Below are 15,510 nucleotides of genomic sequence, written 5' to 3'. Positions count from 1 at the left end.
CGATGACCGGAGTACAGCGCGCCGCCGTGCTGTTGCTGTCGCTTGGGGAAAGCGACGCCGCCGAAGTGCTCAAGCATATGGACCCCAAGGAGGTGCAGAAGATCGGCATCGCCATGGCCACCATGACCGGCATCTCGCGCGACCAGGTCGAGCGGGTGATGGACGACTTCAACGGCGAACTAGCCGGCAAGACCTCGCTGGGTGTGGGCGCCGACGACTACATCCGCAACGTGCTGATCCAGGCGCTGGGCGCCGACAAGGCCGGTGGCCTGATCGACCGCATCCTGCTCGGCCGCAACACCACCGGCCTGGACACCCTGAAGTGGATGGACCCGCGCGCGGTCGCCGACCTGGTGCGCAACGAGCACCCGCAGATCATCGCCATCGTCATGGCACATCTGGACAGCGACCAGGCCGCTGAAGCGCTGAAGCTGCTGCCCGAGCGCACCCGCGCCGACGTGCTGCTGCGCATCGCAACGCTGGACGGCATTCCGCCGAATGCGCTGAGCGAGCTCAACGACATCATGGAGCGCCAATTTTCCGGCAACCAGAATCTCAAGTCGTCCAACGTGGGCGGCATCAAGGTGGCCGCCAATATCCTCAACTTCCTCGACACCGGCGCCGACCAGGGCGTGCTGGGCGAGATCGGCAAGATCGACGCCGACCTGGCCGGCAAGATCCAGGACCTGATGTTCGTGTTCGACAACCTGGTGGACCTGGACGACCGCGGCCTGCAGACGCTGCTGCGCGAAGTCTCCGGCGAGCGCCTGGGTCTGGCCCTGCGCGGCGCAGACACCAAGGTGCGCGAGAAGATCACCCGCAACATGTCCCAGCGCGCCGCCGAGATCCTGCTCGAAGACATGGAAGCGCGTGGCCCGGTACGCCTGGCCGACGTGGAAGCGGCGCAGAAGGAAATCCTCACCATTGTCCGCCGCCTGGCTGACGAAGGCGCCATCAGCCTGGGCGGCGCCGGTGCGGAGGCGATGGTATGAACGACATCGTCACCCGCTGGCTGGCCCCCGACCTGCACATGGCCCCGGCGCCGCCGGAAACCGACTTCGACGAACCGGCCGTCTACGAGCCGGTGCTGCGTCCGCCGACCCTGGAGGAGATCCAGGCGATCGAAGATGCCGCCCGTCAGGAAGGTCTGGAACGCGGGCATGCCGAAGGCTTCGCCCAGGGCCAGTCCGAGGTGCGCCGGTTGACTGCGCAGATCGACGGCATCCTGGACAACTTCACTCGCCCGCTGGCGCGGCTGGAGAACGAAGTGGTCGGCGCGCTCGGCGAGCTGGCCGTGCGCATCGCCGGTTCCCTGGTCGGGCGTGCCTACCAGGTCGAACCGCAGCTGCTGGCCGATCTGGTGCACGAAGCCATCGACGCGGTCGGCAGTGCCGGTCGCGAAGTCGAGGTGCGCCTGCACCCGGACGACATCACCGCGCTGCTGCCGCATCTGGCGCCCAGCAGCACCACCCGCGTGGCCCCGGACCTGAGCCTGAGCCGCGGCGACCTGCGCGTACACGCCGAAAGCGTGCGCGTGGATGGAACCCTGGATGCGCGCCTGCGCGCCGCGCTGGAGAGTGTCATGCGCAAATCCGGAGCGGGCCTGTGAGCGACGTGTTGGGAGCCACCCCGGCCCCGGCCGACTGGCTGGACGCGCGCAACCTGCGCCTGGCCACCCGCCTGAGCGGGCTCGGGCTGGAGCCCACGGCCGGCCGCACCCTGATCCGCGAAGGCATCCTGCGCCGCGCGGTCGGCCTGACCCTGGAAGCCACCGGCTGCGAAGCGCCGATGGGCGCCACCTGCAAGGTCGAAGTCGACGGCGGCTGGGTCGATGCCGAAGTGGTCGGCTTTGCCGGCGAACGCACCTATCTGATGCCCAGCGCCGAGCTGCATGGCCTGCTGCCCAACGCCCGCGTGGTGCCCTCGCGGCGCCGCGGCGGCGTGGAAGTGGGCGAAGGCCTGCTCGGCCGCGTCATCGACAGCGACGGCACCCCGCTCGACGGCAAGGGCCCGATCCGCGGCGAAGGCAGCGTCAGCATGGCCGGCGTGTCGATCAACCCGCTGGCGCGCGAGCCCATCACCACCTCGCTGGATGTCGGCGTGCGCGCGATCAATGCGCTGCTGCCGATCGGCCGCGGCCAGCGCGTCGGTCTGTTCGCCGGCTCCGGCGTCGGTAAATCGACGCTGCTCGGCATGATGACCCGCTTCACCTCGGCCGACGTGATCGTGGTCGGGCTGATCGGCGAACGTGGTCGCGAAGTGCGCGATTTCGTCGAAACCACCCTGGGCGAAGAAGGCCTGCGCCGCGCCGTGGTGGTGGCCGCCCCGGCCGACCGCCCGCCGTTGGCGCGTTTGCACGGCGCCTACCGCGCTACTGCCATCGCCGAATGGTTCCGCGACCAGGGCTTGAACGTGCTACTGCTGATGGACTCGCTGACCCGTTTTGCCCAGGCGCAGCGCGAGATCGGCCTGTCGGTCGGCGAGCCGCCGACCACCCGCGGCTACCCGCCGTCGGTGTTCGCCAAATTGCCGGCGCTGGTGGAACGTGCCGGCAACGGCGCCAAGGGCCGCGGCTCGATCACCGCCTTCTACACCGTGTTGACCGAAGGCGACGACCCGCAGGACCCGATCGCCGACGCCGCGCGCGCCATTCTCGACGGCCACATCCTGCTCTCGCGTCGGGTTGCCGACAGTGGCCTGTACCCGGCCATCGACGTGGAATCCTCGGTCAGCCGCGTGGTGCAGGACATCGCCGACGACACCTGGCGCCTGCGCATCCGCAAGCTCAAGCGCCTGTTGTCGGCCTACACCGCCAACCGCGACCTGATCGCCATCGGCGCCTACCAGCGCGGCAGCGATCCTGCCACCGACGAAGCCTTGGCGCGTTGGCCTGAGATCGTCGAATTCCTCGGCCAGGACGTCCACCGGGCCGCCGACCTGCCCGACAGCCTGTCCGCGTTGCAGCGGCTGGTCGAACCCGAGAACTAATCCATGATGCAATCCAAACGGATCGACCCCCTGCTGCGCCGCGCCCAGGAACAGGAAGACAAGGTCGCGCGCGATCTGGCCGAGCGCCAGCGCGCCCTGGACACGCACCAGTCGCGCCTGGAAGAACTGCGCCGCTACGCCGAGGAATACGCCAACAGCCATATGGCCGGCACCAGCGCCGCGGCGTTGACCAACCGCCGCGCCTTTCTGGACCGGCTCGACAGCGCCGTGCTGCAGCAGGCGCAGACCGTGGAAAGCAACCGCAACAAGGTGGAGGCCGAACGCACCCGCCTGCTGCTGGCCAGCCGCGAAAAACAGGTACTGGAGCAACTGGCTGCCAGCTACCGCGCACAGGAGAACAAGGTGATCGAACGCCGCGACCAGCGTGAGATGGACGACCTCGGCGCGCGTCGTTCGCGCCTGGCCCGCAGCGAAGACACCCATGGAGAATCCGCATGAACCCCCTGTCCGCTTTTGCCGCCGGTCTTGGCGCGCTTGCCGGCACCGGCAAGAAATCCAGCTACAGCGACCCGTCGTCCGAGCCGGACGCCGGCCAGGACCAGTTCGCGCGCATGCTCAATCCGGCCAACACGCCGAACCAGGCCCCGCCGCAGGCGCCCGAGCGCGTGCCGGCCAAGCAGGCCGCGCCCAAGCCCAGCCAGTCCGACAAGCAGCGCGACGACAACGATAACGGCGACGATGCAGCCGGCGATGCCACTGCACGGCCGCGTGCGCAGGACGGCGACGGCAAGGCCGCAAAGCCCGCCAAGTCGGGCTCCACCAAAGAATCAACTACAGCCGAGAGTAGCTCTGCCGCAGGCACCGCCAAGACCGGCAAGAACGCAAAACCCGCGACCGCCAGCGAAGACGCACCTGCCGAGACAGCCACCGCGACCGATTCCACTTGGCCACCGCCAGGTCTGGGCGGCTTCGGCATGGGCCTGCTGGCGCAAGCCCTGCCCGGTGGCGAGGTGCTGGCTGCCGCGGCAGCGGCCCTGACCGCCAGCATGGCCGGAGCAGCAGGCGGCACGGCAAGTGCAACCGCCCTGCCCACCGATGCCGCCGCACCTACCGCCACGGCAACCGCCGGCACCGCCCTGCCTTCGTTGGGCGCACTGGCACCGGCTGCCGCCGCAGGCGCCAAGCCCACTTCCGTCACCGCCTTGAGCGGCGACGCCCAGACCGCCGCGCTGATGAGCATGGCCACCAAGGCACTGGACCCGAGCGCCGACGATTCCGCAGGCCCGGCAGCCCCGGACACACCGGCGTTCGTATTGCCGACCACCACGGCCGCCACGCTCGGCCGCCTGCAGGATCCGGCGCCGGTGTTCAGCGCCTCGCCCACCCCGACCCCGGAAATGGGCAGCGACACCTTCGACGATGCCATCGGTGCGCGTATGAGCTGGCTGGCCGACCAGAAGATCGGCCACGCCCACATCAAGGTGACTCCGAACGAGATGGGCCCGGTCGAGGTGCGCCTGCATCTGGATGGCGACAAGGTCAGCGCCAGCTTCACCTCGGCCAACGCCGAGGTGCGCCAGGCGCTGGAACAAAGCCTGCCGCGGCTGCGCGAAATGCTCGGCCAGAACGGCTTCCAGCTGGGCCAGGCCGATGTGGGCCAGCAACAGCAGGGCCAGGCCGGCAACCGCAACGGCAGTGGGCGCGATGGCAACGGCCTCACCCTGGACGAGAGCCCGCCCGTCGGAATTCCGTCGGTGGTGTTACGCCAGCGTGGATTGCTGGACGCCTACGCCTGAAGTACTGCGCCGGATTACCCCGGCGCGACCGAAAACCGCGCGGCGGCATGATGCGCGCGCGGCCCGCCTCCCCTCGCAGCGCAAGGCTTGCGGGGCTGTTTACGTTGGCGCGCAGATTGCGCCAGGAAACCGTCGCGGTTTTGGCATGCCAATTGCATCCACAGGGTGAGCATTCCCCTGGAGCAGACTGTGGCAGCCGCCGAAAAACCCAAGAAGACCGAAGACAAAGACGAGAAAGGCGAAAAGAAGAAGGGTGGCAAGAAGTCCATCCTGCTGATCGCCATCGGTGTGGTGGTACTTGCGGCCGCTGGCGGCGGCGCGTGGTTCTTCTTCGGCCACAAGGGCGATGAGAAAGGCGGCAAGCACGCCGCGCCCAAGGTCGCCGAAGTGCCCAAGCCGGCCCAGTACTTCCCGATGGACCCGGCGATCGTGGTCAACCTGGCCGACCCCGGCGATGGCCCGCAGTACCTGCAGGTCGAAGTGCAGCTGGTCACTCGCGACCCGGAAGAACTCAAGCTCATCACCGAAAACGCCCCGGCCATCCGCGCGCATCTGCTGATGCTGCTGTCGCAGACCAAGGCCACCGACGTGGCCGACCTGGTCGGCAAGCAGAAGCTGCAGAAAGCCGCCCTGGCCGAAGCACAGAAGGTCATGACCAGCGAGACCGGCAAGAAGTGCGTCGAAGAACTGCTGTTCACCAGTTTCGTTACCCAGTAAGGCCTGCCCCATGAGCGTCAGCGATCTGCTTTCCCAGGATGAAATCGATGCCCTGCTGCACGGCGTGGATTCGGGCGTGGTCAACACCGAGCCGGAGCCGTTGCCCGGCGAGGCGCGCCAGTACGACCTGTCCAGCCAGGACCGCATCATCCGTGGGCGCATGCCGACCCTGGAGATGGTCAACGAGCGCTTCGCGCGGCTGTGGCGCATCGGCCTGTTCAACCTGATCCGGCGCTCGGCCGACCTGTCGGTGCGCGGCATCGACCTGGTCAAGTTCAACGAGTACATGCACTCGCTGTACGTGCCGACCAACCTCAACCTGATCCGCTTCAAACCGCTGCGCGGTACCGGTCTGATCGTGTTCGAACCCACGCTGGTGTTCACCGTGGTGGACAACTTCTTCGGTGGCGACGGCCGTTACCACACCCGGATCGAAGGGCGCGAATTCACCGCCACCGAGATGCGCGTGGTGCAGCTGATGCTCAAGCAGACCTTCGCCGATCTGAAGGAAGCCTGGGCGCCGGTGATGGAAGTGGACTTCGAGTACATCAACTCGGAGATCAACCCGCACTTCGCCAACATCGTCACCCCGCGCGAGTACGTGGTGGTGTGCCGCTTCCATGTGGAGCTGGAAGGCGGCGGCGGCGAGATCCACATCACCCTGCCGTATTCGATGCTGGAGCCGATCCGCGAATTGCTCGATGCCGGCATCCAGAGCGACCGCAACGACCGCGACGACTCCTGGAACGTGATGCTGCGCGAGCAGCTGGATACCGCCGAGGTGACCCTGTCCAGCGTGCTGGCCAGCAAGCGCATGAGTCTGCGCCAGCTCACCGGGTTGAAAATCGGCGACATCCTGCCGATCGACCTGCCTGCACAGGTGCCGCTGTGCGTGGAAGAAATCCCGTTGTTCACCGGCGAATTCGGCGTTTCCAATGGCAACAACGCCGTCAAGATCACCGCCGTACGCCCGCCCGGCGTGCAAGCCCCGCGTGCCGTTCCATCCCAGGACCCCAGCAAATGATCAACTCCGAAATCCTCGACGCCGCGCCCGCCACCTTCGACAGCCTGCAGCCCGAGCGCGACCTCAATGCCACCGACCTCAACCTGGACGTCATCCTGGACGTGCCGGTGACGCTGTCGCTGGAAGTGGGCCGCGCGCGCATCCCGATCCGCAACCTGCTGCAGCTCAACCAGGGCTCGGTGGTGGAACTGGAGCGCGGCGCCGGCGAACCGCTGGACGTGTACGTCAACGGCACCTTGATCGCGCACGGCGAAGTGGTCGTCATCAACGACCGCTTCGGCATCCGCCTGACCGACGTGGTCAGCCCCAGCGAACGGATCCGGAGGCTGCGGTGATCGGCTTGCTGGCCACTGCCGCGCCGGTCGCGGCCAAGGCCAGCCAGGTCGGCGCGCAGGCGCCGTCCTCGCCCAGCCTGTTTGGCGCGGTCTTTGCATTGCTGCTGGTGCTCGCGCTGATCGTCGGCCTGGGCTGGTTGCTCAAGCGCCTGCCCGGCAGCGGTTTCCGCAATACCGAGGGCCTGCGCGTGGTGACCAGCCTGGCAGTCGGTGCCAAGGAACGCGTGGTGGTGGTGGAGGTGAACGGCCAGCAATTGCTGTTGGGCGTCACCGCCGGCGGCATCAGCACCTTGCACACCCTGCCCGAACCGCTGCCGCCCACCCCGGCCCCCACCCTGCCCAACTTCAAGCAACTCCCCAATTTCGCCCAGCTGCTGGCACAGAAGCTGCGCAAGGACCCGTGACATGTTCAGTCGTTGGAATCGCTGGGGGCGCAGCCTGCGCCTGATCCTGATCCTGCTGGTGATGAGCTGCCCGCTGCTGGCCGCCGCCGCACCGGCCGCCTTGCCGGCGATGGCCCAGGCAGCCGCTCCCGCTGCGGCGCCCGCTCCAGCCGGCGCCAATCAGTTGCCTTCGTTGCCGAACGTGAGCGTCGGCCGCATCGGCGACCAGCCGGTGAGCCTGCCGCTGCAGACCTTGCTGCTGATGACGGCGATCACCCTGCTGCCGTCGATGCTGCTGGTGCTGACCGCCTTCACCCGCATCACCATCGTGCTGGGCCTGCTGCGCCAGGCGCTGGGTACCGGCCAGACCCCGTCCAATCAGGTGCTGCTGGGCCTGTCGATGTTCCTGACCGCGCTGGTGATGATGCCGGTGTGGCAGAAGATGTGGGGCGCCGGCCTGTCGCCGTACCTCAACAACCAGATCGATTTCTCCACCGCCTGGACGCTCACCACCCAGCCGCTGCGCGCCTTCATGCTGGCGCAGATCCGCGAGACCGATCTGATGACCTTTGCCGGCATGGCCGGCGACGGCAAGTATGCCGGCCCGGATGCAGTGCCGTTCCCGGTGCTGGTGGCCTCGTTCGTGACCAGCGAGCTGAAGACCGCGTTCGAGATCGGCTTTCTGATCTTCATTCCGTTCGTGATCATCGACCTGGTGGTCGCCAGCGTGCTGATGTCGATGGGCATGATGATGCTGTCGCCGATGTTGATCTCGGCGCCGTTCAAGATTTTGCTGTTCATCCTGGTGGATGGGTGGGTGCTGGTGGTGGGCACGCTGGCAGCGAGCTTCAACGCGTCGTAGCCGCGTGACCTGGCTTTTCGTTCATGCATTTCCCAATCCCCAATCCCCCGATCCCGGCCTTCTGGCCCCCCACTTGCATCAGCCCACTCCATGAGCCCTGAAATCGCCCTGACTGAATTGCGTGGTGGCCTGGTCACCGTCCTGTGGATTGCCGGGCCGATGTTGCTGGCGGTGCTGGTGGTCGGCGTGGTGATTGGTGTGGTGCAGGCGGCCACCCAGTTGAACGAACCGACCATCGCCTTCGTCGCCAAAGCTGTCGCATTGACAGCGACCTTGTTTGCCACCGGCAGCATGCTGCTGGGGCATCTGGTGGAGTTCACCATTGCGCTGTTCCAGCGCATTCCGCATCTGATCGGTTAGCAGGCCAGACCGGATGGATGCCGCCACCCAGATGGTGATCGACGGCCAGCGCGCGTTTGCGATGGTCGGGGCGATCATGTGGACGATGCTGCGCACGGGCGCGTTGCTGACCGCGATGCCGTTGATCGGCACGCGTGCGGTGCCCGGGCGGGTGCGGGTGATGCTGGCCGGCACCTTGTCGATGGTGCTGGCGCCACTGCTGCCGCCGGTACCGGAGTGGGATGGCTTTACCGCGCAGGCGGTGCTCAGCGTGGCACGCGAGCTGGCGGTGGGCGCGAGCATGGGCTTCATGCTCAAGCTGATCTTCGAGGCCGGCGCGTTGGCCGGCGAGCTGGTGTCGCAATCCACTGGTCTGTCGTTTGCGCAGATGTCCGATCCGCTGCGCGGGGTGACCTCCGGCGTGATCGCACAGTGGTTCTACATCGGGTTCGGGCTGCTGTTCTTCGCGGCCAACGGACACCTAGCGGTGATCTCGCTGTTGGTGGACAGCTACAAGGCCCTGCCGATCGGCACCGCAGTGCCGGATGCGGCCGCCTTTGCCGAAGTGGCGCCGACGCTGTTCCTGCAGATCCTGCGCGGCGGGCTCACCTTGGCGTTGCCGATGATGGTGGCGATGCTGGCGGTCAACCTGGCGTTCGGCGCATTGGCCAAGGCGGCGCCGGCACTGAATCCGATGCAGTTGGGCCTGCCACTGACGGTGCTGCTGGGCCTGTTTCTGCTGTCCAGCTTCGCCAGCGAATTCGCGCCGCCCGTGCAACGCATGTTCGACACTGCGTTCGACGCCGCCAGAGCATTGACGACGTAAGTGTGAACTGCCTCAAGTTTTTGGCCGGCAAGCCGTCAACGCCACAGGATCTCTGACGGCGCCAATCGCCAGTCATCACATTCTCATTGCCACGCCTGCGGGAACCGATGCCCAACGTGTCTGCGCTGTTCGCCCGTCCTGCCGTGCGCAGCATTGCGCCATGGGCATGGCTCTGCCTGCTTGTGACAGGCCTGGCCAGTATCGCGAGCGTGCAGGCGCAGAGTTACAGCATCCGCGATTACGCCCAGGCCGATGGCCTGCAGGGCATGACCATCACCGGGCTGGTCGAGGATCGCCGCGGTGTGGTGTGGGTAGCCACCGAACTGGCGTTGCACCGGTTCGAGCGCGAGCGCTTCATTGCCGTCGGCCAGGATCAGGGCCTGGACGCGCGCTTCACCCGCGGCCTGACGCTGGATAGCGCCGGGCGCCTGTGGGTGGCCACCGCCAATGGCGTGTTCGTGCGCGACGGCGAGCAGTTCGTCCAGGTGCTGCGCGAGGGCAAGCGCATTCGCGCCGATGCCGGCAATGTGATCGCCGCCTACCGCGATGGGGTCGCGGTGATCAGCGCAGGGGCGCTGCTGGCGGTGACGCCGGGCGCGGGCAAGCAATGGCAGGTGCAACCGCTGCCGCTGCGTACGCCCGATGGAATCCTGCAGCCACCGGGCAGCACCCTGCTGGCCGATGGGCAGTTTCTGTGGGCGTCGTGCGGCGCTGGCGTCTGCCGGTTAGATGCAGCCGGCAAGGTGGTCGAATCCCTCTCCGAAGCCGATGGCGTGCCAGCGCGCCGCTGGCGGGTGATCTTTCGCGAACGCGGCGGTCGGCTGTGGCTGCGTGGCGGCGGCGCCATCGTGTCGCGCGAGCCGGGCGCACGCCGCTTCCAAACCCATCCGGCCAGCGCGCACAGCAGCTTCAGCACCATGTCCGGTGCCACCACCATGGTGGAGGATGCGCGCGGGCGCATGCTGACCCGCTCCGATCATGGCCTGGTGCGCTGGGACGGCACCCATTGGCACGACATCGGCCCCGACCAGGGCCTGCAGCTGGATGCCATGGTCGGCCCACTGCTGTTGCAGAGCAACGGCACCTTGTGGATCGGCACGCGTGGGCTTGGGGTGCAACGCCTGCTCGGCTACGGCAGCATCGAGCATCTGACCGAGCCGCAAGGCATGCCATCGGCGCCGACCTGGGCGATGCAGCGCCTGCCCAACGGCATGCTGGCGGTTGGTGCAGATGGCGGCGCCGCCCTGCTGCCCCGGCATGCCCAGCGCGCCCAGCCGTGGTTGCTGGAAAACGGCAAGCCGTTGTCGCAAACGCTCAGCCTTGCGGTGGCACCGGATGGCGCGGCCTGGGTGTCGTACTTTTCCGGCGCCATTGCCCGGCGCGATCCGCACACCGGGCTGACCCGCGTGGTGATGGACATGCCCAGGCCGGGCTACAAGCTGTTGTTCGACAACGCCGGTTCGGTCTGGATCTCGACCCCGCGCGGGCTGGCACGCGGTCAGACCACCCCGCCCTATGCGCTGAACTTCGAGCCGGCACTGCAAGGCAAGTTTGTCGGCGACATCGATGTCGACCGCCAGGGGCGGCTGTGGGCGGCGACCAGCGACGGGCTGTATCGCCGCGAGGGCGCGCAGTGGGTGCGCGTGCCGGTGCGCGGCTCGCTGCCCAGCCAGGACATGTTTCAGATCGATTTCGCACCGGACGGGGAAATCTGGCTGTCGCTACGCGAGGCCGGGCTCTGGCACGGTCGCCTGCAGGCCGACGGCGGTATGTCGGTGCAGACGGTCGACGACCCGCTGATCTCCAAGGTGATGCCCTTCATCCTGCGCCACGACCGCAAGGGCCGGCTGTGGGTCGGCAGCAGCCATGGGCTGGATCTGTATCAGCAAGGCCGCTGGTCGCGCATTACGCGCAGCGAGGGTCTGCTGTGGGACGACCTGTCGTCCAACGCGTTTCTGGAAGACGACGACGGCAGCCTGTGGATCGGCAGCAGCCGCGGACTGAGCCACTTGCTCGACCCGCAGCGGTTGTTTGCCGCACAACCGCTGCAGGTGGAGATCGCGCACGTGCGGCGCGGCACCGAGACGGTACGCGCCGGGGCGGCGCTGGAGTGGTCCGACATTCCGCTGGATATCGATCTGGCCACGCCCGGCGTGGAAGGCGGCGCCGACCGGATCAGCTTCCGCTACCGGATGGAAGGCCATCAGGCGCGCTGGACCACCACCTCGCTCAGCCACCTGACCTATCCGCTGCTGCCGCCCGGTACCTACACGCTGGAAGTGCAGGTGCTGGATGCCTATCAACGCAGTGGCAGCCCGATCACGCGCTTTCGTTTTGTGCTGCATCCGCCGTGGTGGCGTGGCATTCCCGCATTGATCGGCTACGTGCTGCTGGGCATCGCGGCCGTGATCGTGCTGCTGCGCTGGCGCACGCGCAAACTGCTGCGGCGCAAACGCGAGCTGGAGCAACTGGTGGCCGAACGCACCGCCGAGCTGGAGCAGGACAAGCGCGAGCTGGAAGTCGCGCGCGCCGAACTGGCGCTCAAGGCCACCCACGACGAGCTGACCGGCCTGCTCAATCGCGCCGGCATCTTGCACGCGCTGCGCGGCATGCTGGCGCGTGCCACGGTCCAGGCGCAGCCGTTGGCGGTGGTGCTGATCGATCTGGATCACTTCAAGCTGGTCAACGACCAACACGGCCATCTGGCCGGCGATGCGGTGCTGGCCGAGGTCGGCCGGCGCCTGGATACGTTGGTGCGCGGCGACGACCGGATCGGACGCTACGGTGGCGAGGAATTGCTGGCGCTGCTGCCCGGTCTGAATCCCGACTCCACGCATCGCTTGCAGGCCTTGCATCGCGGCATCTGTGGCGATTACCCGATCGACGGCAGCGTGCTGGCGGTGACCTGCTCGATCGGCGTGGCCTGGTTTCAGCCGGGCGAAACCCTAGAACAGTTGCTGGCGCGCGCCGACGCAGCGCTGTATCGCGCCAAACGCAGTGGACGCAATCGCATCGACTACGACCACACCGCGCCTGAGCACGCCGCCGACAGTTGAGCGTTAGCGCCGAAGCGCCTTGAAATACATCGAAAGCGGCGTTCCAGTGAACGCACAACCCGATTCGACTACGCTGCCGGCAAACCGATACCAGCGCCTGTCGAGCTCGCATGCAATCGACTGCCGGGTGGCAATCACGCCATCGTGTTGCTGCGCGTATTAAAGAAACACGCGTGAACAGCCGTTAGTCGGTTTACTGCGGCCTACTATGGGGGCCGCCCATGGCAAGCGTGAGACACCCGCGCAAGGCGCGGACCACACCTGCCGACGCGTGGGAGAGTGCAACGCTCGTGGGGTGTGAGTACCGCCAGTGGAGGTCGTCGAGCCGGCGCGCGCCGTTTGCCGCGGTGCTGCTGCTGGCGTTGCTGTCGTTGGCCGATCTGGCCGGCGCGCAGAGCGCGAGCATTCGCCGCTACGCCCATGACCAGGGCCTGCTCGGGCTGGCCGGTACCTGCCTGCTGCAGACCCGCGCCACGTTGCTGTGGGTGTGCACCGAAAGCGGCCTGTATCGCTTCAATGGACGCAGTTTTCAGCAGGTGGTGCTGGATGGCCTGCGCAACGAATCGATCAGCTCGATGACCGAAACCGCCGACGGTACATTGTGGGTGGCCGGCTTCCAGACGCTGTTCGTCGGCAACGAACACGGCTTCCGCAGACTGGCGCCGTACGAGGCCGAGCATCTGCAGGAAGGCATGCTGCTGGCCAGTCCGCCGTGGGGCACGGTGCTGGCAAACGGCGGCACGCTGGAGCGGCTGAGTGCACGCGGCAACGGCCGCTGGCATAGCGAGCCGCTGCTGGATACCGCCACCCGCGTGCGCGTGCCCGAGTTATCCAAGGTGTTGAGCCTGTCGGTGGATGGCGACACCTTGTGGGCCGGCTGTGCCAAGCGGCTATGCGCCATCGATGCGCAGCGCAAGGTGCAGGTGTACGGGCCCGAGCAAGGCGTGCCGGAAGATCGCTGGTACAGCGTGCTGCGCGACCACGACGGCGCATTGTGGGTACGTGGCACCGGCACCCTGCTCTACCGCGCACCGGGCGCGGCCACCTTCAGCGTGCGGCCGCTGCCGTTGCTGGATGGCAGCACCGTCGGGCAGCAGGCGCCGCTGGTGCTCGACCGCGAGGGACGGGTGCTGGTGCGCCGCAACGACGGACTGGTGCGCTGGGAAAACGGCCAGTGGCGCAGTTTCGGCACCGAGAACGGGCTGCCGCCGGGCAGCAGCGATGCCATCGTGGTGGACCGCGACGGCGACATCTGGATGACCGTGGACGGCGAAGGCCTGGTGCGCTGGGCCGGCTACGAGTGGATCGAGAACTGGGACGCCTCGCAAGGCATGCCAGTGGCGCCGACCTGGTCGATCGCCCGCGATGCGCAGGGCGCGCTGCTGGTCGGCAACGAACATGGCGTGGGCCGCCAGGCCAACCCCAACGCACGCTTCGTGCCCGCGCTGCTCGCCTCCGGCATTCAGGTGGTGGGTATGGCGCGCAGCGCCGACGGCAGCCTGTGGACGCTGAACTCGGCCGGCTTCGTGCGCCGCAACTGGCCGGATGGGCGCAGCGCCGAGGTCGCCAAACTTCCGCGTACCGGGCGGCGTCTGATCATCGACCGCCAGGGCCGGCTGTGGGTGCTCACTGCCGGTGGCCTGTTTGCGCTCGAACGGCCGCTGGACGGCGGCACGCTGCAGATGGTCAGCCAGATGCCGGCCATCGCCTACACCGATATCCAGCAGACTGCCGACGGCACGTTGTGGGTCTCCAGCGCCAATGGCCTGTTCCGGCTGCAGGGCGCGCGCTGGTCGAAGGTGAAGGTAAAGGTCAATGGCGGCGCCTCCGACCCGTGGATCAGCAAATTCCATATCAGCGACAGCGGCGAAGTGTGGCTGGCGTTCTATCGCGCCGGGCTATGGCACGGCCTGTTGCTGGACGAAGAAGTGGATCTGCAGGCGGTCAGCGATGAAGCGCTCGCCGACGTCAGCGTGTACCTGTTGCGCGGCGACAGTGTCGGCCGGGTCTGGGTGGGTCACGCACGCGGCGTGGAGGTCTACGACGGCGAGCATTGGGCGCATCTGTCGCAGTCGCAGGGGCTGTTGTGGGACGACGTGTCCGAAGCGGCGTTTGCCGAAGATCCCGATGGCTCGGTGTGGATCGGCACCGCGCGCGGGGTGAGCCATCTGCGCGACCCGGCGCGCCTGTTCGACCAGCGCCAGCCCAGCGTGCGTATCGACAGCGTCAGCCGCGGTGGGGTGCCGGTGCAGCGCGGTCAGTTGCTCGGCTGGAGCGACAGACCATTGCATATCGAGCTGTCCAGCATGGAGGTCTACGACGATCCCAGCCGGCTCACGGTGCGCTATCGCCTGCTCGGTCTGCACAACGAATGGATCCAGAGCGACACGCTGTCGATCGACCAACCGCCGCTGCCGTCCGGGCATTTCCGCCTGCAGGTGCAGCTGCTGGACCGCTACCGACGCACCACCTCGCCGATCGCCGACCTGCCGTTCGCGGTGGCACCGCTGTGGTGGCGCAGCCCGCCGGCAATCGCGCTGTATCTGCTGATCGGCAGCGCCCTGCTGGCCGGTTTGTGGCGCTGGCGGCACCGTCATCTGGTCGCGCGCGAGCGCATGCTCGCCGAGCTGGTCGCCGAGCGCACCTATCAGCTGGAGCGCGAAAAACGCGAGCTGGAAAGCGCCCGCGCTGCGCTGGCACTGAAGGCCAGCCACGACGCGCTGACCGGCCTGCTCAATCGCTCCGGCGTGCTCGAGGCGATGGCCGAAGAACTGCAGGCCTGCGCCCACGGTGCGCATCCGTTGGCGGTGGTGCTGATCGACCTGGACCACTTCAAGCTGGTCAACGACGAACATGGGCATCTGGTCGGCGATGCGGTGCTGGCCAAGGTCGGCGCGCGGCTGACCGCCTGCCTGCGCGATTCGGACCGCGTGGGCCGTTACGGCGGCGAAGAGTTGCTGCTGTTGCTGCCGGGCATGTCGCAACACAGCCAGCACCGGCTGCGCGCCATCCACGAAAAACTCAGCGTGGCCCCGTACGAAGTGGGCGCCGCCCGCCCGCTGCCGGTAACCTGTTCGGTCGGTGTGGCCTGGTTCCGGATCGGCGACACGGCGGCCACGCTGCTGGCGCGCGCCGACGAGGCGCTGTACCGGGCCAAGCGGTACGGACGCAATCGCATCGAACCGGAGGAGCCTGCGTCGTCGGTGGCATGAGCAGTCACTCC

At 67.6% G+C, this 15,510-nt stretch carries 14 protein-coding genes; all 14 read left to right on the top strand.

From position 1 onward, the window contains the following. Positions 1-2: 2 nt before the first annotated feature. The 14 genes from fliG (at position 3) to NYR97_RS19055 (ending at position 15,499) form a co-directional block, all read left to right on the top strand. Complete coding sequence (fliG, locus tag NYR97_RS19120; RefSeq protein ID WP_205394853.1) at positions 3-992, top strand: flagellar motor switch protein FliG; 990 nt, start codon at positions 3-5, stop codon at positions 990-992. Then, positions 989-1,609, top strand: a complete 621-nt coding sequence (locus tag NYR97_RS19115) for a FliH/SctL family protein (RefSeq protein WP_316695288.1) — start codon at positions 989-991, stop codon at positions 1,607-1,609. The genes fliG and NYR97_RS19115 overlap by 4 nt, the downstream gene beginning before the upstream one ends. Next, positions 1,606-2,988, top strand: a complete 1,383-nt coding sequence (gene fliI / locus NYR97_RS19110) for a flagellar protein export ATPase FliI (protein WP_316695287.1) — start codon at positions 1,606-1,608, stop codon at positions 2,986-2,988. The genes NYR97_RS19115 and fliI overlap by 4 nt, the downstream gene beginning before the upstream one ends. Positions 2,989-2,991: 3 nt before the next feature. Further along, positions 2,992-3,447: a flagellar export protein FliJ gene (gene fliJ, locus NYR97_RS19105; protein WP_055826858.1), complete on the top strand. Its 456-nt coding sequence runs from the start codon at positions 2,992-2,994 to the stop codon at positions 3,445-3,447. After that, positions 3,444-4,745 (top strand): flagellar hook-length control protein FliK, encoded by a 1,302-nt coding sequence (locus NYR97_RS19100; RefSeq protein WP_316695286.1) that lies wholly within the window; start codon positions 3,444-3,446, stop codon positions 4,743-4,745. The genes fliJ and NYR97_RS19100 overlap by 4 nt, the downstream gene beginning before the upstream one ends. A 165-nt stretch (positions 4,746-4,910) precedes the next feature. Beyond that, positions 4,911-5,462 (top strand): flagellar basal body-associated FliL family protein, encoded by a 552-nt coding sequence (locus NYR97_RS19095; protein ID WP_316695285.1) that lies wholly within the window; start codon positions 4,911-4,913, stop codon positions 5,460-5,462. 10 nt (positions 5,463-5,472) lie between these two features. After that, positions 5,473-6,486 carry a flagellar motor switch protein FliM gene (gene fliM, locus NYR97_RS19090; RefSeq protein ID WP_023903929.1) on the top strand — a complete coding sequence of 338 codons (1,014 nt, stop codon included), beginning with the start codon at positions 5,473-5,475 and terminating at the stop codon, positions 6,484-6,486. Continuing rightward, the gene (fliN, locus tag NYR97_RS19085) at positions 6,483-6,821 is read left to right on the top strand and encodes a flagellar motor switch protein FliN (protein ID WP_316695284.1); all 339 of its coding nucleotides are present in this window, start codon (positions 6,483-6,485) and stop codon (positions 6,819-6,821) included. The genes fliM and fliN overlap by 4 nt, the downstream gene beginning before the upstream one ends. After that, positions 6,818-7,225 carry a flagellar biosynthetic protein FliO gene (gene fliO, locus NYR97_RS19080; RefSeq protein WP_006449776.1) on the top strand — a complete coding sequence of 136 codons (408 nt, stop codon included), beginning with the start codon at positions 6,818-6,820 and terminating at the stop codon, positions 7,223-7,225. The genes fliN and fliO overlap by 4 nt, the downstream gene beginning before the upstream one ends. A gap of 1 nt (position 7,226) precedes the next feature. Next, on the top strand, positions 7,227-8,066 hold the full coding sequence (fliP, locus tag NYR97_RS19075) for a flagellar type III secretion system pore protein FliP (RefSeq protein ID WP_006449775.1): 840 nt from the start codon (positions 7,227-7,229) through the stop codon (positions 8,064-8,066). Between the two features lie 90 nt (positions 8,067-8,156). Further along, entirely contained in the window at positions 8,157-8,426 is a 270-nt protein-coding gene (locus tag NYR97_RS19070) for a flagellar biosynthetic protein FliQ (protein ID WP_005917968.1), read from the top strand. 13 nt (positions 8,427-8,439) lie between these two features. Further along, complete coding sequence (gene fliR / locus NYR97_RS19065) at positions 8,440-9,231, top strand: flagellar biosynthetic protein FliR (RefSeq protein ID WP_205391545.1); 792 nt, start codon at positions 8,440-8,442, stop codon at positions 9,229-9,231. A 107-nt stretch (positions 9,232-9,338) separates the two neighbouring features. Next, positions 9,339-12,287, top strand: coding sequence for a ligand-binding sensor domain-containing diguanylate cyclase (locus NYR97_RS19060; protein WP_316695279.1), 2,949 nt, complete (start codon positions 9,339-9,341; stop codon positions 12,285-12,287). A gap of 290 nt (positions 12,288-12,577) precedes the next feature. Further along, positions 12,578-15,499 (top strand): ligand-binding sensor domain-containing diguanylate cyclase, encoded by a 2,922-nt coding sequence (locus NYR97_RS19055; protein WP_316698362.1) that lies wholly within the window; start codon positions 12,578-12,580, stop codon positions 15,497-15,499. The last annotated feature ends 11 nt before the right edge of the window (positions 15,500-15,510 follow it).

Source organism: Xanthomonas hydrangeae, assembly GCF_032697525.1.
Taxonomy (GTDB): domain Bacteria; phylum Pseudomonadota; class Gammaproteobacteria; order Xanthomonadales; family Xanthomonadaceae; genus Xanthomonas; species Xanthomonas hydrangeae.
This window is presented reverse-complemented; position numbering and strand designations above follow the sequence as displayed.